19 protein-coding genes and 2 pseudogenes are annotated in these 18,681 nt (G+C 64.7%); 13 read left to right on the top strand and 8 right to left on the bottom strand.

Annotated elements, in window-relative coordinates; genetic code table 11:
* Positions 1–146 (bottom strand): annotated as a pseudogene (locus DIE08_RS34580) (AMP-dependent synthetase); the annotation flags it as partial.
* A 314-nt stretch (positions 147–460) separates the two neighbouring features.
* On the opposite strand from DIE08_RS34580, the gene DIE08_RS34570 reads away from it, so the two are divergent.
* The 9 genes from DIE08_RS34570 (at position 461) to DIE08_RS34530 (ending at position 7,785) form a co-directional block, all read left to right on the top strand.
* The gene (locus DIE08_RS34570) at positions 461–1,378 is read left to right on the top strand and encodes a DMT family transporter (protein ID WP_059600989.1); all 918 of its coding nucleotides are present in this window, start codon (positions 461–463) and stop codon (positions 1,376–1,378) included.
* Between the two features lie 113 nt (positions 1,379–1,491).
* Positions 1,492–2,112: a TIGR00645 family protein gene (locus DIE08_RS34565; protein ID WP_124629799.1), complete on the top strand. Its 621-nt coding sequence runs from the start codon at positions 1,492–1,494 to the stop codon at positions 2,110–2,112.
* A 34-nt stretch (positions 2,113–2,146) separates the two neighbouring features.
* Complete coding sequence (locus tag DIE08_RS34560) at positions 2,147–3,670, top strand: fumarate hydratase (protein WP_059600985.1); 1,524 nt, start codon at positions 2,147–2,149, stop codon at positions 3,668–3,670.
* 193 nt (positions 3,671–3,863) lie between these two features.
* The gene (bfr, locus tag DIE08_RS34555; RefSeq protein ID WP_124629798.1) at positions 3,864–4,340 is read left to right on the top strand and encodes a bacterioferritin; all 477 of its coding nucleotides are present in this window, start codon (positions 3,864–3,866) and stop codon (positions 4,338–4,340) included.
* A gap of 37 nt (positions 4,341–4,377) precedes the next feature.
* Entirely contained in the window at positions 4,378–5,241 is an 864-nt protein-coding gene (gene murI, locus DIE08_RS34550) for a glutamate racemase (protein WP_124906322.1), read from the top strand.
* A gap of 150 nt (positions 5,242–5,391) precedes the next feature.
* A complete protein-coding gene (locus tag DIE08_RS34545; protein ID WP_006482749.1) occupies positions 5,392–5,628 on the top strand; it encodes a bacterioferritin-associated ferredoxin in 237 nt (78 codons plus the stop codon).
* Between the two features lie 217 nt (positions 5,629–5,845).
* Entirely contained in the window at positions 5,846–6,577 is a 732-nt protein-coding gene (locus DIE08_RS34540) for an energy transducer TonB (protein ID WP_059600979.1), read from the top strand.
* Between the two features lie 34 nt (positions 6,578–6,611).
* A complete protein-coding gene (locus DIE08_RS34535) occupies positions 6,612–7,343 on the top strand; it encodes a MotA/TolQ/ExbB proton channel family protein (protein ID WP_059600977.1) in 732 nt (243 codons plus the stop codon).
* A gap of 13 nt (positions 7,344–7,356) precedes the next feature.
* On the top strand, positions 7,357–7,785 hold the full coding sequence (locus tag DIE08_RS34530; RefSeq protein ID WP_006754473.1) for a biopolymer transporter ExbD: 429 nt from the start codon (positions 7,357–7,359) through the stop codon (positions 7,783–7,785).
* Between the two features lie 379 nt (positions 7,786–8,164).
* Here the strand turns inward: DIE08_RS34530 and DIE08_RS34520 are convergent, their stop codons facing one another.
* A complete protein-coding gene (locus tag DIE08_RS34520; protein ID WP_124629794.1) occupies positions 8,165–9,142 on the bottom strand; it encodes a LysR family transcriptional regulator in 978 nt (325 codons plus the stop codon).
* 122 nt (positions 9,143–9,264) lie between these two features.
* Between DIE08_RS34520 and DIE08_RS34515 the strand changes: the two genes are divergently transcribed.
* The 3 genes from DIE08_RS34515 (at position 9,265) to hemP (ending at position 11,101) form a co-directional block, all read left to right on the top strand.
* Positions 9,265–10,137, top strand: coding sequence for a pirin family protein (locus tag DIE08_RS34515; RefSeq protein WP_124629793.1), 873 nt, complete (start codon positions 9,265–9,267; stop codon positions 10,135–10,137).
* Between the two features lie 99 nt (positions 10,138–10,236).
* Positions 10,237–10,719: an SRPBCC family protein gene (locus DIE08_RS34510; protein ID WP_059605541.1), complete on the top strand. Its 483-nt coding sequence runs from the start codon at positions 10,237–10,239 to the stop codon at positions 10,717–10,719.
* A 136-nt stretch (positions 10,720–10,855) separates the two neighbouring features.
* The gene (gene hemP / locus DIE08_RS34505; protein ID WP_059605544.1) at positions 10,856–11,101 is read left to right on the top strand and encodes a hemin uptake protein HemP; all 246 of its coding nucleotides are present in this window, start codon (positions 10,856–10,858) and stop codon (positions 11,099–11,101) included.
* Between the two features lie 324 nt (positions 11,102–11,425).
* On the opposite strand, the gene DIE08_RS34495 is transcribed toward hemP, so the two are convergent.
* The 5 genes from DIE08_RS34495 to uvrB form a co-directional block, all read right to left on the bottom strand.
* Positions 11,426–12,823, bottom strand: a complete 1,398-nt coding sequence (locus DIE08_RS34495) for a 4Fe-4S binding protein (protein ID WP_124629791.1) — start codon at positions 12,821–12,823, stop codon at positions 11,426–11,428.
* Positions 12,820–13,662 carry an FTR1 family protein gene (locus DIE08_RS34490; protein WP_059605551.1) on the bottom strand — a complete coding sequence of 281 codons (843 nt, stop codon included), beginning with the start codon at positions 13,660–13,662 and terminating at the stop codon, positions 12,820–12,822. Before DIE08_RS34490 ends, DIE08_RS34495 begins: the two co-directional genes overlap by 4 nt.
* A 58-nt stretch (positions 13,663–13,720) precedes the next feature.
* Positions 13,721–14,053, bottom strand: a complete 333-nt coding sequence (locus tag DIE08_RS34485; protein ID WP_124906318.1) for a cupredoxin domain-containing protein — start codon at positions 14,051–14,053, stop codon at positions 13,721–13,723.
* Between the two features lie 55 nt (positions 14,054–14,108).
* Positions 14,109–14,660 (bottom strand): iron transporter, encoded by a 552-nt coding sequence (locus tag DIE08_RS34480; protein WP_057929472.1) that lies wholly within the window; start codon positions 14,658–14,660, stop codon positions 14,109–14,111.
* A 227-nt stretch (positions 14,661–14,887) separates the two neighbouring features.
* Entirely contained in the window at positions 14,888–16,978 is a 2,091-nt protein-coding gene (uvrB, locus tag DIE08_RS34475) for an excinuclease ABC subunit UvrB (protein ID WP_059605554.1), read from the bottom strand.
* A 250-nt stretch (positions 16,979–17,228) separates the two neighbouring features.
* Between uvrB and DIE08_RS34465 the strand changes: the two genes are divergently transcribed.
* The gene (locus DIE08_RS34465; protein ID WP_059685426.1) at positions 17,229–18,428 is read left to right on the top strand and encodes an amino acid aminotransferase; all 1,200 of its coding nucleotides are present in this window, start codon (positions 17,229–17,231) and stop codon (positions 18,426–18,428) included.
* A 143-nt stretch (positions 18,429–18,571) separates the two neighbouring features.
* Here DIE08_RS34465 and DIE08_RS34460 read toward each other — a convergent pair.
* Positions 18,572–18,681 (bottom strand): annotated as a pseudogene (locus DIE08_RS34460) (3-hydroxybutyrate dehydrogenase); the annotation flags it as partial.

The following is an 18,681-nucleotide window of genomic DNA, read 5'->3' as shown; positions in this document are numbered from 1 at the left end:
CGCGCCCAGAAGCCCTCGTAATCCTGCTCGGCCTCGGCGGCAAGCGCCTGGTAGGCCGGCATGCCGGAAATGGTCGCCGCCTTCTCGAGCGCCTCGGGCGGCGCAAACTGGCGGGTTTCGTGAAGAACCGATTCAATCGCAGACATCGACTACCCCTTGGTGAACATGAATCCTCTGCATGGCGGCGCGATCGTGCGCGCCGCGTCTTGGCCGGCGCTTGCGCGCCGCTGTCTCCCACTCACCCGCGCGCGCCCGAAGGCTGCGCGCGATGCTGCGCCGCACCACGTCACAAGACGATGGACGTACGGCCCGGCCCTATCCACGATAAGCGCTCGAACTTACCCGTCACTTACGCGACATCGCCGTTTCGCACGCCGCGCGGCGGCGCCTTGCAGTCTGCTTTACGCTGTTACGACCGCGACCCTACAATCCTAACTGAACTCGCCTCCCGGATTCCAGCTTGAATCGCTACGCCCTCTTCCTCATCCTGTCGATGCTGTTTGTCGGCAGCAACGTCGGTATCGGCAAATCCATCGTCGTCTTCGTCCCGGTCGCCATCCTCGCCACGCTGCGCTTCGTGATCGCGATCGCCGTGCTCTGGCCGCTGTTCAGCCCGGTGAAGATGCGTGCGGTCCGGCGCGCGGAATGGCTGAACCTGTTCCTGCAGGCATTCTTCGGCACCTTCATGTTTACGCTGCTGATGCTCAACGGCGTGCAACGCACGAGCGCGGTCGCGGCCGGCGTGATCACGAGCACCATCCCGGCCATCGTCGCGCTGTTCGCGTGGCTGATCCTGCGTGAAAAACCGAACGGCCGTGCGCTCGTGTCGATCGCGCTCGCGATCGCCGGCGTCGTGACGATCAACCTCGCCAACGGCAGCGCAGGCAGCGCGTCCGCGCACGGCGCCGGGGGCGCCTCGGCCGGCTCGCTGACCGGCAACCTGCTCATCCTTGGCGCCGTGTGCTGCGAATCGATCTACGTGATCCTGTCGCGCCGGCTCACGCAGACGCTCGCGCCGATCGACATCTGCGCGTATACGCACCTGTTCGGCCTGTGCCTGATGCTGCCGCTCGGCGCAACGGCATTGTGGCATTTCGATTACGCGAGCGTGCCGGCCGGTACGTGGGCGCTCGTGGTCTGGTACGGGCTGTCGGCCAGCATCTTCTCGTTCTGGCTGTGGATGAAAGGGATCCGGCACGTGCCGGGCAGCCTCGCCGGCGTATTCAGCGCGGTGCTGCCGGTCGCGGCCGCCGCATACGGCATCGCGTTCCTCGGCGAACGTCCGACGCTCGCGCACGGCATCGCGCTCGCGTGCGTCGTCAGCGGGATCGTGCTCGCGAGCCTGCGCGTGAAGCGCGTGCCGGCCGCCGCGTCCTGATCCGTCCCCTGCAGCCCCGGCGCGACGCTGCAGTCGCACCGGCCGACGCGTTACAATAGCGCGCCTTTTCAAGATTACCCCCGATACCTGCGCCCAGCGCCCGACCCTCCACCATGTCTGCCCCGCATTCGCCCGGCTCCATCCGTCGTCCCCTGCGCCCGCTGCCCGCGCTGATCTTCATGAGCCGCTGGCTCCAGGTTCCGCTTTATCTGGGCCTGATCGTCGCGCAGGCCGTCTATGTGTTCCTGTTCCTGAAGGAAGTCTGGCACCTGCTGTCGCATGCGACGAGCCTTGACGAGATCAGCGTGATGCTCGCGGTGCTCGGCCTGATCGACGTCGTGATGATCTCGAATCTGCTGATCATGGTGATCGTCGGCGGCTACGAGACGTTCGTGTCGCGCCTCGGCATCGAGGGCCACCCCGACGAGCCCGAGTGGCTCGACCATGTGAACGCGGGCGTGCTGAAGGTCAAGCTGTCGATGGCGCTGATCAGCATTTCGTCGATCCACCTGCTGAAGACCTTCATCAACCCCGACCAGCACACGACGCACGCGATCATGTGGCAGGTGATCATCCACGTGTCGTTCCTCGTGTCGGCGCTCGTGATGGCGTGGGTCGACCGCCTGACGACCCATACGCACCCGGCCCATTTCCACGAGCCGCACGCCCGCGACGCGCACGCGCCTGCAGCGAACGAGCCCCGCAAATCGGTCGAAGCCGCCGCCAACGCATAAACGTATTCCCCACAGTCCTCACAGAGTCTCAGCCATGACCGTCATCAAACAGGAAGACCTGATCCAGAGCATCGCGGATTCGCTGCAGTACATCAGCTACTACCATCCGCTCGACTACATCCAGGCCCTCGGCCGCGCGTACGAGCTGGAAGAGAGCCCGGCCGCGAAGGATGCGATCGCGCAGATCCTCACGAACAGCCGCATGTGCGCGGAAGGCCGTCGCCCGATCTGCCAGGACACCGGCATCGTCACGATCTTCGTGAAGGTCGGCATGGACGTGCGCTGGGACGGCGCGACGATGGGTCTCACCGACATGATCAACGAAGGCGTGCGCCGCGGTTACACGCACCCGGACAACGTGCTGCGCGCATCGATCGTCAATCCGCCGGAAGGCGCCCGCAAGAACACGAAGGACAACACGCCGGCCGTGATCCACTACGAGATCGTGCCGGGCGACAAGGTCGACGTGCAGGTCGCGGCAAAGGGCGGCGGCTCGGAGAACAAGTCGAAGTTCGTGATGCTGAACCCGTCCGACTCGATCGTCGACTGGGTGCTGAAGACGGTCCCGACGATGGGCGCGGGCTGGTGCCCGCCGGGCATGCTCGGGATCGGCATCGGCGGCACTGCCGAAAAGGCGATGCTGATGGCGAAGGAATCGCTGATGGAGCCGATCGACATCCAGGAAATCATCGCGCGCGGCCCGAAGGACTGGGTCGAGGAACTGCGCGTCGAACTGCACGAGAAGGTCAACGCGCTCGGCATCGGCGCGCAGGGCCTCGGCGGCCTCGCGACCGTGCTCGACGTGAAGATCATGGCCGCGCCGACGCACGCGGCGTCGAAGCCGGTCGCACTGATCCCGAACTGCGCGGCCACGCGCCACGCGCACTTCGTGCTCGACGGCTCGGGCCCCGCGAAGCTCGAGGCGCCGTCGCTCGACGCCTGGCCGAAGGTCCAGTGGGAACCCAACACGGAAACCAGCAAGCGAGTCGACCTGAACACGCTGACCCCGGAAGAAGTCGCGAGCTGGACGCCGGGCCAGACGCTGCTGCTGTCGGGCAAGATGCTCACGGGCCGCGACGCCGCGCACAAGCGCATCGCCGACATGCTCGCGAAGGGCGAGAAGCTGCCGGTCGACTTCACGAACCGCGTGATCTACTACGTCGGCCCGGTCGATCCGGTGCGTGACGAAGTGGTCGGCCCGGCAGGCCCGACGACGGCCACGCGGATGGACAAGTTCACCGAGACGATGCTCGCCCAGACGGGTCTGATCTCGATGATCGGCAAGGCCGAGCGCGGCCCGGTCGCGATCGACGCGATCAAGAAGCACAAGGCGGCGTACCTGATGGCGGTCGGCGGTGCGGCTTACCTCGTGTCGAAGGCGATCCGCGGCGCGAAGGTGCTCGCATTCGAAGACCTCGGCATGGAAGCGATCTACGAATTCGACGTGCAGGACATGCCGGTGACGGTCGCCGTCGATTCATCGGGCACGTCGGTGCACCAGACCGGCCCGAAGGAGTGGCAGGCGAAGATCGGCAAGATCCCGGTCGCAACCGCTTAAGCGCGCTCGCACGAAAGGCCGGACGGATGTCCGGCCTTTTTACTTCTCATTCTCGTTATTGCGCGCGGCCCGTTATCCCGGGCCGATTCTCATTACCCGCAAAAGGCAGGCCCGACAAGGCTTCGAGGCTTGGCTTTTCTCGTTCGAGCGATTATCGTTCGGTTTCTGAAGCCCCACTGAACAAGGAACAGCCATGCAAGGCGACAAGAAAGTCATTGAATACCTGAACGCCCAACTGAAGAACGAACTCACGGCGATCAACCAGTACTTCCTGCATGCGCGCATGTACAAGCACTGGGGCCTCGAGAAGCTCGGCAAGCACGAATACGACGAATCGATCGGCGAAATGAAGCATGCCGACTGGCTGATCGAGCGTGTGTTCATGCTTGACGGCCTGCCGAACCTGCAGGACCTGCACAAGCTGCTGGTCGGCGAGGAAACCGAAGAGATCCTGAAGTGCGACCTGAAGCTCGAGCAGGTCTCGCAGTCCACGTGCAAGGAAGCGATCGCTTACTGTGAATCGGTGCGTGACTACGTGTCGCGCGAGATCTTCGAAAAGATCCTCGACGACACCGAAGAGCACATCGACTGGCTGGAAACGCAGATCGACCTGATCGGCAAGGTCGGCCTGCAGAACTACCAGCAGACGATGATGGGTTCGCCCGAGTAATCGCCACACCCGCCACGATCGCCACCTCGCCTTCCGCATGACGACGACGAACCAGCCAGCCGCTTCCGGGGTCCGCCCCGCCGCCCCCGTCGGCATCTTCGATTCGGGGCTCGGCGGCCTGTCGGTGCTGCGTGCCGCGCGCGCGCACCTGCCCGGCGAGTCGTTCGTCTATGTCGCCGATTCGCACCACGCACCGTATGGTCCGCGCGACGAGGCATTCATTACGGAGCGCACGCTTGCCATCGGCGAGTGGCTGGCCCGCGAAGGCGCGAAAGCGCTCGTGATCGCGTGCAACACCGCGACGGCGCGAGCGATCGCAGCCATCCGCGAGCGCCTGTCGATACCGCTCGTGGGTGTCGAGCCGGGCATCAAGCCGGCCGCCGCGCTGTCCGCGACCGGTGTCGCGGGCGTGCTCGCCACGCAATCGACGCTGAACAGCCCGCGCTTCCAGGCGCTGCTCGACCGCTACGGCGCCGGCCGTCGCTTCATCTGCCAGCCCGGCCACGGGCTCGTCGAAGCGATCGAACGCGGCGACACGAACTCGCCCGCGTTGCGCGCGTTGCTCGAGCGTTACCTGCAGCCGATGCTCGACGACGGCGCCGATACGCTGGTGCTCGGCTGCACGCACTACCCGTTCTTCACGGAAACGATCCGTGATCTTGTCGGCGACCGGCTGACGATCGTCGATACGAGCGATGCCATCGCCCGGCAGCTCACGCGGGTGCTCGACGAACGCGGCCTGCGCGCGCCGGCCGGCACGCGTGCCGCGCCGCCACGCTTCTGCTCGACGAGCGACGGCCTGCAACTGCGCGCACTCGCATCGTCGCTGCTCGGCCTCGACGTGCCGGTCGAATCCGTCACCATTTCCTCGCCGAACGCGCGCGCCTGCGCGACCGTCTGACGCGGGCCGGCACGCCGCCGGTTCGCCCTCTCCCGCTCCGCCTCCCGTTTCAAGGGTCCGATGACCTTAAAAAAAGCCGAACCCAGGCTTGTCAACGTCCGCAAATTTAATGATAATAATTCGCATTACCGTTAGCTATCGCAACTCATCATGATCGTCTGCGTGTGCAAGTCTGTTTCCGATCGCAAGATTCGCGCGTCCCTCGCCGAGGGCGTGAACTCTTTCGATGAACTCCAGTTCGAGCTCGGCGTGGCCACGTGCTGCGGCAAGTGCGAGGAGTCCGTACGCGACCTCATGGCCGAGCAAGGCGTTTGCGCGAGCCGGTGCGGTGTCGAGCATCATGCTCATCCGATCCCGGTCACGTTCTACGACCGCAAGGCCGCCTGAGCGGCGCCGAGCCTACCCGTGCGGCTGAAGCCGCATTTGATGTCCTTCCGTCAGCAAGCCATCTTTCGCGCGAGCCAGCGGCTTACCTGCCAAGGAGCCTGTCATGGAATTGCTGATCGGATTTGTGACCACCGTGTGCATCTCGCTGCTGATCTTCCGCAAGTAATACCGATTCACCCGCCGCGCCCCGGGTGCGACGTCGTTCTTTCAAGCTAACATGCAGGCTTCGCAATCCGCTCCTGCCGGCGTCTTGCCGGCTGCCTCACGTATGAATCCCCGGGTCATCACCGTCGCGGTCGGTGTGCTTGCCGCACATGCGATCATGCTGACGGCCGCGTGGCTCCATCGCAACGCGCCGCCGCCGAAGACGGTCGAAGTCCAGTCGATCACGGCGCAACTCATCCCGCCTGCGCCGGCCGCTCAGCCGGTCGCGGTCGAATCGGTTGCGCAACCCGCGCCACCGAAGCCCACGCCGCGCGTCAAGCCGAAGGTCGAACCGAAACCGGTGCAGAAAGCCGTCAAGCCGACGCCCCAGCCGGTCGCACAATCACCGTCTCCGACGCCCGCCCCGGCAGCCGATCCGACACCCGCGCCCACCGCACCCGCCGCCGCCCCCGCTGCGCCGGCGGTCACGCCCGGCCCGGCCCGTGAGACGATGCAAGTCAGCGCGCCGAAGAACGTATCGGCGCTCAAGTGCAGTTTCGTGAAGCCCACCTATCCGTCGATGTCGCGTCGCCGCGGCGAAACGGGCACGGCCTATGTTCACTTCGTCATCGGCTTGACGGGCAAGATCGAAAGTGTCGAGTTGCAAAAGAGCAGCGGCTACCCGCGCCTCGACGAGGCTGCGCTGGATGCGACACGCGCCAGCACCTGCCCGCCGTACCTCGAAAACGGGCAAGCGATCCGCGCCGCCCATACGCTGCCCTTCAACTTCACGCTCGACGATTAACCCGCCTCATTCGAAAGATTCAAAGGAAACAAAAATGCAAAGCTACGGTATCGCGCACGTCTGGGCGCAAGGTGATTTCGTCACGCGCGCCATCGCGATCACGCTGCTCGTGATGTCGGTCCTGTCGTGGATCGTGATCATCGTCAAGGGCTGGAACGTGGTTCGCCTGAACCGTCTCACGAAGAATGCCGAGCAGGCATTCTGGCATTCGGACGATTTCAACGACGGCATCAAGAAGCTCGGCCTCGCCGCATCGACGCCGAGCGACAACCCGTTCCTCGCGCTCGCGCTGTCGGGCAAGGAAGCCGCCGATCACCACCATCAGACGCAACCGCATCTGCACGACCGCATGGACGTGTCGGACTGGGTCACGCGCTGCCTGAAGGACACGATGGACGAGGGCATTTCGCGCATGCAGGCCGGTCTCGCGATTCTCGCGTCGATCGGCAGCACGGCGCCGTTCGTCGGCCTGTTCGGCACGGTCTGGGGCATCTACCACGCACTGCTCGCAATCGGTGCAACCGGCCAGACGTCGATCGACCAGGTCGCGGGCCCGGTGGGCGAGTCGCTGATCATGACGGCCTTCGGCCTGTTCGTCGCGATTCCCGCAGTGCTCGGCTACAACGCACTGACCCGTGCGAACAAGGGCGTCGTCAGCAAGCTGCGCCGCTTCGCGCACGGCCTGCACGCATACTTCGTGACGGGTGCGCGCCTCGCGTCGTCGTCGCCCCGCGACGGCCTGCGCCTTGCTTCGCGCGCCAGCTGAGACGAGGTGAACCATGGCAATGAACACCGGCTTCAGCGATGACGACGACGATGGCGTGATGAGCGAGATCAACATGACGCCGCTCGTCGACGTCATGCTCGTACTCCTGATCATTTTCCTCGTGACGATTCCGGCGATGCAGCACGCGGTGAAGATCGACCTGCCGCACGCGAGCAGCCAGCCCGTCGACGAAAAGCCGCAGACCGTCGACGTCGCGATCCAGGGCAATGGCACGATCCTGTGGAACGACCAGACGGTCACGCGCGAGCAGTTGCAGGCGCACATCGCGGAAGCGGCACAGCATCAGCCGCAACCGGAGTTGCACCTGCGCGCCGACCGCAAGGTTGCGTATGAGCGTGTGGCCGAAGTGATGTCCGATGCGCAGGCCGGCGGCCTGACGAAGCTCGGCTTCGTGACGGAGCCGACTGCGAAGGCGAAGTAACGCACGCGCATTCGCTACGCGACGGTGGCCTGGGTGGCAGGACCTCGCCGGCCGCGCACAAAGTAAAAGGCCTTCATCGCCAGATGAAGGCCTTTTTTCATGCGCACGCGGGCGCCTTCGGGCGGCGGGCTCTTCGGCGGTATCGGTTGCGCCTCGAGCAACGCAAATGCGACTACCGTGGTCTGCACGGACTGCGCGTTCTGCCCTATCTGGCTCGCAATATATGCGGCCACCTGATTCCGCTCAGAACTTCCTTCGCGAAATGGGATTTCAATATAGGCCTGCCCGCGTATGCATTCAAGGTCCCGGCGATTGAAACTTGCGATTGCCGGCGGCGCTTCAATGACAAAACAAATTTGCCACGACGCGCATCTTGCATTCAGGTGGCCGAAGCATCGGCCGCCGCCGCGTCCTGTTTCGCGCGCTCGGGGCACCCCGGCTGCTTGTATTCGCCATGGTCGAGCTTCTCGACCAGATAGTCGACGAACGCGCGCACGGCGGGCGGCATGCCCTGCCGCGACACGAACACTGCATAGAGTTGCGGCACCGGCAGCGTCCAGCCCGGCATCACCGGCGACAACTGCCCCGCACGCAACGCATTGCCGTACATCATCTCGGGCAGCGCCGCGATGCCGAGGCCGTCGAGCACGGCCTCGCGGATCGTCATCAGGTCGGCCGTCACGAGCCGCGGGTCGTGCTCGTGCAAATGACGCGTGCCGTCCGGCGCGATCAGGCTGAACACGTGCCGCCCGTCGACGCTCGGCGTATCGAGCGTCTCGAAGTGCGCCAGATCGTCCGGCACGAGCGGCGGCGCATTCTGGTTCAGCAGGCTCGGCGCGCCGACCAGCATCTGCTCGGTCCGCCACAGCGGCCGCACGACGATGTTCGCGTTCTGCGGCGGCTCCGAGCGCACGCGCAACGCAACGTCGATCGAATCCTCGAACAGGTCGATCACACGATTCGTCACACGGATGTGCACCTTCACCTCGGGATAGCGGTGCAGAAATTCGGGGAGGATGCGCGACAGCATCGTCTGCGACAACGTCACGGGGACGCTCACGCGCACCGAGCCGCGCGGCGACGCGCGCAACTGCTGCACGGCGTTCATCGCGGCCTGGGCTTCGGCGAGCATCGCCTGGCAATGCTGGTAGAACAGCTCCCCCGCCTCGGTCAGCGCGAGCTTGCGTGTCGAGCGCTGCAGCAGGCGCACGCCGAGCGCCGCCTCGAGTTCGGTCAGGCGCCGCGACAGGCGCGATTTCGAGATACCCAGCACGCGTTCCGCAGCCGAGAAACCGCCGTGTTCGACGACCTGCGAAAAGTACATGAGGTCGTTCAGGTTGTGTGCATCGATGTTCATGTCATCGTTCCAATTTCAGAACAATCCATTGCGAACCGCCGCAAATCGGACCGTAAAACGCCCAATATAATAGCGCTATGTTTCAAAAATGACGCTATTCCGATGATATCGAGGGCTTCTGCATGACGACCGCTCGCTCGCTTGACCGCACGTACCCCGCGCTTCGCACGACCGAAGGCGGCGGCTTCGTGGTTCACCGCCCGTTCCCGACCCGGCTGCTGATGGATTTCGATCCGTTCCTGCTGCTCGACGAAATGGGCCCCGTCGACTATGCCCCTGGCGAAGCCAAGGGCGCGCCCGACCATCCGCATCGCGGCTTCGAGACGGTCACCTACGTGCTCGACGGGCGTTTTCGTCATCGCGACTCGGCCGGCCATGCCGGCACGCTCGGGCCTGGTGACGTGCAGTGGATGACGGCCGGCGCGGGCGTCGTGCACAGCGAAATGCCGGATCCCGAGTTCGCGCAGGCCGGCGGACGCTCGCACGGCTTTCAGCTGTGGGTCAACCTGCCGCGGCGCGACAAGCTGATCGCACCGCGCTACCAGGAGATCCCGGCCGGCCGCATCCCGACCGCGACGTCGCCCGACGGCCGCACGCAGGTCCGCGTGATCGCCGGCGAAGCCTTCGGTGTGCGCGCGGCGATCGAGACGCGCACGCCGATCCTCTACCAGCATTTCACGCTGCAACCGGGTGCAACGGTCACGCAGCCGGTGCCGGCAGGTTATCGCGTGTTCGCCTACCCGCTCGAGGGAGCCGGCCGCTACGGGCCCGACAGGCAGCAAATCGACGCGCGACAGATGATCGTCTACGGTGACGATGGCGACGCGGTGACGTTCGAGGCCGGCGATATGCCGCTCGACCTGCTGCTGATCGGCGGCGTGCCGCTCAACGAGCCGATCGTCCGCTATGGCCCGTTCGTGATGAATACCGAGGAAGAGATCCGGCAGGCCGTCATCGACTACCAGACCGGCCGCATGGGCTCCATCGAGGCATGACGTCCGATCGGGGCCACAGGTGCCGCGAAGCTGCGCGTTTTGCGTCACAATGTTTTTTTGATCCATGTGGCCGCCCGCCACCAGAAGGAACCCGTCCCCTTGAACTTCGAACATCTGATCCAGATCAACTCCGACGATCCGGCCGTGCCGTCCCTTACCCGCGACCAGCTCTGGGAAGGCCTCGTGCTGCGCGCCGAACAGCCGCAGCTGTTCGTGATCGGCCTCGACAGCTGTGTCGTCCTTGAACGGACGGATACCACGCTCGAACGCGAGCTGCACTACGGGCATGCGACCGTGCGCGACCGCGTGACGTTCACCCCGAACCAGCAAGTGCGCTACGACATCCATGCGGCCGGCGGCGAAATAGGCGGCTCGCTGACGATGACGATCGAGGAACGCGACGACCACGAGTTGTTCCTGCGCTTCGAATACCATACGACGCTGACCGTCACGGACGACAGCGAGGAAGCGCGCCAGACGCACGGCATCGTCAAGGAAGCGTATCGCACGTCGGACATCGACACGGTGCGCCTGATCCGCGAATACGCACAGGGACGCAAGGACCCTGACCCGCTCCACTGACGTCGGCGGCGGCCTGCGAGCCGCCCTTTGATTCAAGCTATCGAATTCGTCATATCGATCGATAAAGAGTTTTGTAAATGGGAATAGTTATCATTTAGAATTCATTCCATCGTATCGACAGTCACCGATCAACCGAATGACCGACACCACGCGCCCGACCACGCTGACGTTGCGCCGCACGACCGGCACCGCAAGCGCCAACCGTCAAAAGACGGCAGCGGTCACGACGCCGGCGAAACCTGCCGGTAGTCACGATGCCGGCACCCGGACCCTCAGCAGCGATGCGCTGCTGCAAGGCCGCAGCCACATCAGCATCGCGCACAACGGAGAGACGTATCAGTTGCGTGCCACGCGGCTCGGCAAGCTGATCCTGACGAAGTAACGACAGAGTATTGTGGGGACCACCTCCCTGAGAGGTGTTGGGCAGTAGCCAGCGTAACGGCTTGCACGCGAGATCTAGACCCCTTCGTGCAAACACACTCAAGCAGCCGTTGCAGCAAGCCAAGCCACTTTTTTTGGTTCTCGCACAAGGAAGAAAAAAAGCGACACGTCCTTCGACGTGTCGCTTTTTTTGTCGGTGCGTCCGGATGCAAAGAGAAAGGCATCGCGGCTGTCGGCACTTCAGCTTCAGCGCGTTCCGGAGCCCGACGGCGAAATACGCTCGCCTGCTGCTCCGGAGCGCGGCCACACGGCCGTCAAGACCGCGTCAGAAACCCCAGAACATCAACCACCATGCGCTGTCGACCACGGCCAGGCCTGCCGCGAACCACGCGAATGCCGCCAGTCGACGCGACCAGGCCGCATAGCGCCCCGTCACCTTCCATGCGAGCCAGGCGCTCCATGCGTTGGCGCCGACCAGAATCGCGATGCGAACGTCGGTCGCCCAGCCGAGCGGCACGTGCTCCGCCCGCAGCAGCGACAGCGTCGTCGCCGACAGCCCGAGGAACACACCGGCTCCCGCGATCGGGATCAGCGCCTGCGCGAGATGATGAAGACGCACGCGGTCGAAACGACCGAGCATCAGCGTCGCGCCGGCCAGCAGCACGAGCAGCGCGGTGCCGTACACGAGCCCCGTGCCGACGATGTAGCTGACGACCAGCCCACCGTCGAGCCACGAGAACACATCGTTTCGATCCGGATAGTGCGTGAGCAGGAACCACGGGGCATTCGTCTCGAGTGGCCACGTGATGTCGCGATCAATGAGCCAGCCCGCGAGCCATTGCTTGATCTGCACGAACCACGGGCTGACGGTCCAGTGAAACGCACCGATCGCGACGCCGAGCAGGCCGTACAGGATCAGCGCCGTGTCCCACGGATTCGCCTGCTGCGCGCCAAGGTTCACGACCTCGTCGGACGGCGAGCGCCACGACAGCGCGATTGCATCGCGGTGCCCGCTGCATCGGCCGCACATATGGCACGAGGCCGCGCCCTTCATGTTGCGCAACGGCACGAGCGGCGCGCAATTGATCGGAATCACGCGATGCCCGTGCTCGCCGTTCTTGTACGAGCGACGCCAGGCATCCTCATCGACCTTGTAGCGCATCGGCGCGAGCCGCGCGAGCAGCCCGAACACACCGTTGACCGGGCACAGGTACTTGCACCACACGCGCTTCTCGCGGCCGTACAGCACACCTATCACGATCGCGCCGACGGTCGAGCCGCCGAGCACGAACAGCACCGCGAGCGGATACTGGTACACGCTCACCATCTGCCCGTAGATCGTCGTGAGCCCGAATGCGACGAACGGCCAACCGCCCCACCGCATCCAGCGCGGAATCGCGCCGCCGCGGCCGAACTTGCTCGCATATTCGGTCAGCGCGCCTTCCGGGCACAGCACGCCGCACCAGACGCGGCCGAGCATCACCATCGACAGCAGCACGAACGGCCACCAGATGCCCCAGAACACGAACTGCGCGATCAGCGTGAGATTGCTCCACAGATGCGCGGAATCGTCGGGCAGCGGCAATACTGCGGGCACGATGATCAGGAACGCGTAGACGGCGACGACGACCCACTGGATGCCGCGGATCACCGCGCCGTGGCGCTGCATCCACTGACCGGCCTGCGCGAGCCAGCCCGGCTTGGCTGCGGCAACAACACTCATGCCGCGCGACCTGCAGGGACGACCGGACGACGGCTCGCGCGCTTCATCAGCAGCCAGACCACCGCCCAGTACACCGCATAGGCGATCAGGTTGGTCAGCGCCGGGTGCGCCCGGTAGCCCGTCAGCGTCGCGACGAGCGAACCGAACGTGCCGGAGTCGTCGAGAATCGACGACGTATCCCACACCTGCGAAATGCCGAGCGGCAGGATTTCCTTGTCGATCAGCTTGTCGACGCCGGTCTGGAACAGGCCCGCACCGAGGAACAGCAGCATCACTTCGGTGACGCGGAAGAAATGGCGCCACGAGAAGTACTTGCCGCCAAGCTGCAGCAGATAGAACGTGAGGAACGCGAGGCCCAGGCCGATCACGACCGCGAGCATCTGGCTGCCGTCCACGTGCCCCGACTGACCGAAACCGAGGCCGTACAGGAAGATCACCGTCTCGCTGCCTTCGCGAGCGATCGCGAGCGCGACCAGCACGGCGACGCCCCACCAGTTCGAATCGCGCGTGCTCTGCTGCAGCGACTGCTCCATGTCACGCTTCAGCGTGCGGCCGTGCCGGCGCATCCACAGCACCATCTGCACGATCAGCACGCACGCGATGAGCACCATCGCGGTCTGGAAATAGTCCTGCGCGTCGCCGGACAGCACTTCGGTAAAGCCGACGAGCGCGGCGCCGAGACCGACCGCCATCAGCAGGCCGACTGCCACGCCCGTCCACAGAAACGGCAGGCCGCGGCGCGCGTCGTCGTCGCCGTTCTTCAGCCATGCATAGAGGATGCCGACGACGAGCAGCGCTTCGACGCTCTCCCGCCAGACGATGAACAAGATCTGACCCATTGAATCCTCCTGACGCGCGGCGCAAGACACTCGTACGCCCGCACTCAGATAAAACGCATTACTTCGCGACGATCACGCCCTGTGCCTGCTGGTGGAAATCGTCGAAAAACTTGTATTCGCCCGGCGACAGCGGGGCGACGACCACGAACGAATCCGCGCCCGGCGCAAGCACCTTCTCCTTGCGCAACTGCACGCTCTCGAATTCGGCGGCGCCCTTGCCGGTATTCCTGATCTCGATCTTGAAGCGCTGGCCGGCCTGCACTTCGATACGGGCGGGATTCAGCTTGCCGTCCGTCATCTCGAGCTTGAACGTCGGCAGATCGGCGGCATGCGCCGCGCCGGCGAGCCACAGCGCGGCGGCTGCGGCAACGATTTTCTGGGGAAATTTCATTCTGGGTTCTCTGCGCCGACGGCGCGCCGAAGCACGCCGTCCGTGATGCCACCGATCAGTACCCGCCCTTCTTGCCGATGCCGGCGAACGGGAAGTCATATTCGAGGGTGATGGGCTTGAACCATGCGCCCACGCCCGTTTCCTTGTCGACGTGACGGCCGAACGCCATGTGGCCCGACTGCATCGGCGGCTTGACGGTCATCGTCAGGTGATACTTGCCCGGGCCGGCGAGCTTCACGTTGTCGCCATAGTGCGGTCCGTCGCTCGCGACCATGCCCATCAGGTCGCCTTCGGCCTTCCACTTCGTGTCGCCCTGCTTCGTCAGCTTGTACGTGACCTGCAGGTACGGCATCCAGTCGCCTTCCGCGAAACCCGTCGGGTTGTTCTTGACCGCGTGGATGTCCGCCTCGAGGTGGATATCGGAATCCGACGCCTTGCGCATCATCCCTTCCGGATCCATCGTGATCGGCTGCAGGTACACCGCGCCGATCTCCATGCCGCCCTGGATCTGCTGCTTGCCGATCGGATATTCGGCCGCCGAGGCCGACATCGCGGCAAGCGCCGCCGCTACCGCAACCGACGTGCGGATGAACGAAGAACCCAACATGGACACTCCTTGTTATTTGTCTGACTATCTTGACGACATGCGCGCCGCCTCCGGGGCGGCACGCTGAAAACACTAACGCAATGAAGAACGTTAATGCGAACTATTCTCAATACTTGCGAAGTTTAGCACCGAACCAGCTTCGGAACAAACGAGACACCGTGTAAACCCCTGATCCGACAAGGCTTACAGACCCGTTACTGACAGATTTTGGTGACGCTTGGAAAGATTTACCGGCCGCCGTTGATGTGGTCGCCGACGTTCGCGCCGAACACGCGCTCGCGCAACAGCGCAAGCTGGTCGCGCGTCGCGGCGGCCTTCTCGAACTCGAGGTTCTTCGCGTAGTCGGCCATCTGCTTCTCGAGACGCTTGATTTCCTTCGCGAGCTGCTTCTCCGACATGTCCTCGAATTTCGCGCGCTGCTGCGCTTCCTTCAGCTCCGCGCGCGCCTCGTCGGCGTTGTACACGCCGTCGATGATGTCCTTGATGCGCTTCACGACACCGCGCGGCGTAATGCCCATTTTCTCGTTGTGCGCGATCTGCTTCGCGCGGCGCCGCTCGGTCTCGCCGATCGCGCGCTTCATCGATTCGGTCATCCTGTCGGCGTAGAGGATCGCCTTGCCGTTCACGTTGCGCGCCGCGCGGCCGATCGTCTGGATCAGCGAGCGCTCGGCACGCAGGAAGCCTTCCTTGTCCGCATCGAGAATCGCGACGAGCGACACTTCCGGAATGTCGAGGCCCTCGCGCAGCAGGTTGATCCCGACCAGGACATCGAACGTGCCGAGCCGGAGGTCGCGGATGATCTCGACCCGCTCGACCGTGTCGATGTCGCTGTGCAAGTAGCGAACCTTGACGCCATGGTCGGCCAAGAACTCGGTGAGCTGCTCGGCCATGCGCTTCGTCAGCACGGTGATCAACACCCGCTCGCCGGCCTTCACGCGCGCATTGATCTCCGTCAGCACGTCGTCGACCTGCGAACTCGCCGGGCGCACTTCGATTTCCGGATCGACGAGCCCGGTCGGCCGCACCACCTGCTCGGCGACCTGCCCCGTCACGCGCTGCTCGTAGTCGGCCGGCGTCGCCGACACGAACACCACCTGGCGCATCTTGCGTTCGAACTCCGGGAACTTGAGCGGCCGGTTGTCCAGCGCCGACGGCAGCCGGAAGCCATAGTTGACGAGGTTTTCCTTGCGCGCGCGGTCGCCGTTGTACATGCCGTTCAGCTGGCCGATCAGCACGTGCGATTCGTCGAGCAGCATCAGCGCGTCGGGCGGCAGGTAGTCGACGAGCGTCGGCGGCGGCTCGCCGGGCGCGGCGCCCGAAAAGTGCCGCGAGTAGTTCTCGATGCCCTTGCAGAAGCCGAGCTCCTGCAGCATCTCGAGGTCGAAGCGCGTGCGCTGCTCGAGGCGCTGCGCCTCGACGAGCTTGCCGTTGCTGTGGAAGAACTCGAGGCGCTCGCGCAATTCGTCCTTGATCGTCTCGACCGCCCGCATCACGGTGTCGCGCGGCGTCACGTAGTGCGACGACGGATACACGGTGAAGCGCGGGATCTTCTGCCGCACGCGCCCGGTCAGCGGGTCGAACAGCTGCAGCGTCTCAACCTCGTCGTCGAACAGCTCGACGCGCACGGCCAATTCCGCGTGCTCGGCCGGGAAGATGTCGATCGTGTCGCCGCGCACGCGGAACGTACCGCGCTGGAAGTCCTGCTCGTTGCGCGAGTACTGCATCGCGATCAGCCGCGCGATCACGTCGCGCTGGCCGAGCTTGTCGCCGGTGCGCAGCGTCAGGATCATCTGGTGGTATTCGGACGGGTTGCCGATACCGTAGATCGCCGACACCGTCGCGACGATCACCACGTCGCGGCGCTCCATCAGGCTCTTCGTCGCCGACAGCCGCATCTGCTCGATGTGCTCGTTGATCGACGAATCCTTCTCGATGAACAGGTCGCGCTGCGGCACGTACGCTTCCGGCTGGTAATAGTCGTAGTACGACACGAAGTACTCGACCGCGTTGCGCGGGAAGAACTCGCGAAATTCCGCGTAGAGTTGCGCCGCGAGCGTCTTGTTCGGCGCGAACACGATTGCCGGGCGGCCGAGCCGCGCGATCGTGTTGGCCATCGTGAAGGTCTTGCCCGAACCGGTCACGCCGAGCAGCGTCTGGAATGCGAGGCCGTCGCCGACACCTTCGACGAGTGTTTCGATCGCGGTCGGCTGGTCGCCTGCGGGCGGATACGGTTGGTACAACTGGAACGGCGACCCTTCGAAGGTCACGAATTTCGATTCGTCGAGCGCGTCGCCGACTTCGGCGTGATGTTCGGACATGGAGTGCGGCCGGAGCGAGGGCAAAAAAACTATTCTAGCGCTTCGCGGCGTTGCGAACCGCTGACGGCTCCTGACGCGCGGCAACCGCCCGAAATCGCAATTCGCCGCGCGATCACCGCCTCCGGCAGCGTGAATTCGCTACAATGTCAGGCTGCTGCGCTTTCCGGCGCCGTGCTTGTTGGCGCGCGGTCCGCTGCGCCTGCCCCGCCGGCTGAAAGCCTGACCCTCTTTTCACTACTGCCGAATCATCATGTCGCTCTTCTCCGCTGTCCAGCTTGCTCCCCGCGACCCGATCCTGGGCCTGAACGAAGCCTTCAACGCCGATACGCGCCCGACCAAGGTCAACCTCGGCGTCGGTGTGTACACGAACGAAGAAGGCAAGATTCCGCTGCTGCGCGCCGTTCGCGAAGCGGAAAAGGCGCGTGTCGACGCCGGCCTGCCGCGCGGCTACCTGCCGATCGACGGGATTGCCGCGTACGACGCAGCGGTGCAGAAGCTGCTGCTCGGCAACGATTCGCCGCTGATCGCTGCGGGCCGCGTGGTCACGGCGCAGGCACTGGGCGGCACGGGCGCACTGAAGATCGGTGCCGATTTCCTTCGCACCGTGAACCCGAACGCGAAGGTCGCAATCAGCGATCCGAGCTGGGAAAACCACCGCGCACTGTTCGAAGCTGCCGGCTTCGAAGTCGTCGCATACCCGTACTACGACGCCGCCACCAACGGCGTGAACTTCGAAGGCATGCTGTCGGCGCTGAACGGCTATGCGGCGGGCACGATCGTCGTGCTGCACGCGTGCTGCCACAACCCGACCGGCGTCGACCTGACCGAAGCGCAATGGCAGCAGGTCGTCGACGTCGTCAAGGCGCGCAACCTCGTGCCGTTCCTCGACATGGCCTACCAGGGCTTCGGCGAGAACATCGAGGCCGATGCCGCCGCGGTGCGTCTCTTTGCCGCTGCCGACCTGAATGCGTTCGTGTCGTCGTCGTTCTCGAAGTCCTTCTCGCTGTACGGCGAGCGCGTCGGCGCGCTGTCGATCATCACGTCGAGCAAGGAAGAAGCGACGCGCGTGCTGTCGCAACTGAAGCGCGTGATCCGCACGAACTACTCGAACCCGCCGACCCATGGCGGCGCCGTCGTCGCGGCCGTGCTCGCGTCGCCTGAACTGCACGCTTCGTGGGTGCAGGAACTCGGCGAAATGCGCGATCGCATCCGCGCGATGCGCAACGGCCTCGTCGAGCGCCTGAAGGCGAGCGGTGTCGATCGCGACTTCAGCTTCATCAACGCGCAGCGCGGGATGTTCTCGTATTCGGGCCTGACCTCGGCGCAAGTCGATCGCCTGCGCGAAGAGTTCGGCATCTACGCAGTCGGCACCGGCCGGATCTGCGTTGCGGCGCTGAACACGCGCAACCTCGATGCGGTCGCCAATGCGGTCGCAGCGGTCCTGAAGTAAGCCGGTGTCAGCGGGCAGCAGCCCGCCCTGCCGAAACAACAAACGCGCTCCCCGGAGCGCGTTTTTTTCTTGCCGTTCCACTACCGGCGAATGCTGGCTGCAGCACAAGCGGCGCGCAGCGCGGCCGCCCGTGCCGGAGCCCGTTACTGCATGAACCAGCCGTGGCTGACGACGACCGACTGGCCCGTGAGCGCGGCGCTCGGGAACGCCGACAGGAACAGCACCGTCTGCGCGACGTCCTGCACCGTCGTGA

Source organism: Burkholderia sp. Bp9004 (assembly GCF_003858025.1).
Classification (GTDB): Bacteria; Pseudomonadota; Gammaproteobacteria; order Burkholderiales; family Burkholderiaceae; genus Burkholderia; species Burkholderia diffusa.
Note: the sequence above shows the minus strand (reverse complement) of the source record. Positions and strands in the feature narration are given on the sequence as shown.

Excerpts from the sequence above, each read along its gene's own strand:
- DIE08_RS34565 (WP_124629799.1), top strand. The coding sequence starts at position 1,492 with ATGTCTGCCCCGCATTCGCCCGGCTCCATCCGTCGTCCCCTGCGCCCG.
- DIE08_RS34560 (WP_059600985.1), top strand. The coding sequence starts at position 2,147 with ATGACCGTCATCAAACAGGAAGACCTGATCCAGAGCATCGCGGATTCG.
- bfr (WP_124629798.1), top strand. The coding sequence starts at position 3,864 with ATGCAAGGCGACAAGAAAGTCATTGAATACCTGAACGCCCAACTGAAG.
- murI (WP_124906322.1), top strand. The coding sequence starts at position 4,378 with ATGACGACGACGAACCAGCCAGCCGCTTCCGGGGTCCGCCCCGCCGCC.
- DIE08_RS34545 (WP_006482749.1), top strand. The coding sequence starts at position 5,392 with ATGATCGTCTGCGTGTGCAAGTCTGTTTCCGATCGCAAGATTCGCGCG.
- DIE08_RS34540 (WP_059600979.1), top strand. The coding sequence starts at position 5,846 with ATGCAGGCTTCGCAATCCGCTCCTGCCGGCGTCTTGCCGGCTGCCTCA.
- DIE08_RS34535 (WP_059600977.1), top strand. The coding sequence starts at position 6,612 with ATGCAAAGCTACGGTATCGCGCACGTCTGGGCGCAAGGTGATTTCGTC.
- DIE08_RS34530 (WP_006754473.1), top strand. The coding sequence starts at position 7,357 with ATGGCAATGAACACCGGCTTCAGCGATGACGACGACGATGGCGTGATG.
- DIE08_RS34520 (WP_124629794.1), bottom strand. The coding sequence starts at position 9,142 with ATGAACATCGATGCACACAACCTGAACGACCTCATGTACTTTTCGCAG.
- DIE08_RS34515 (WP_124629793.1), top strand. The coding sequence starts at position 9,265 with ATGACGACCGCTCGCTCGCTTGACCGCACGTACCCCGCGCTTCGCACG.
- hemP (WP_059605544.1), top strand. The coding sequence starts at position 10,856 with ATGACCGACACCACGCGCCCGACCACGCTGACGTTGCGCCGCACGACC.
- DIE08_RS34495 (WP_124629791.1), bottom strand. The coding sequence starts at position 12,823 with ATGAGTGTTGTTGCCGCAGCCAAGCCGGGCTGGCTCGCGCAGGCCGGT.
- DIE08_RS34490 (WP_059605551.1), bottom strand. The coding sequence starts at position 13,662 with ATGGGTCAGATCTTGTTCATCGTCTGGCGGGAGAGCGTCGAAGCGCTG.
- DIE08_RS34485 (WP_124906318.1), bottom strand. The coding sequence starts at position 14,053 with ATGAAATTTCCCCAGAAAATCGTTGCCGCAGCCGCCGCGCTGTGGCTC.
- DIE08_RS34480 (WP_057929472.1), bottom strand. The coding sequence starts at position 14,660 with ATGTTGGGTTCTTCGTTCATCCGCACGTCGGTTGCGGTAGCGGCGGCG.
- uvrB (WP_059605554.1), bottom strand. The coding sequence starts at position 16,978 with ATGTCCGAACATCACGCCGAAGTCGGCGACGCGCTCGACGAATCGAAA.
- DIE08_RS34465 (WP_059685426.1), top strand. The coding sequence starts at position 17,229 with ATGTCGCTCTTCTCCGCTGTCCAGCTTGCTCCCCGCGACCCGATCCTG.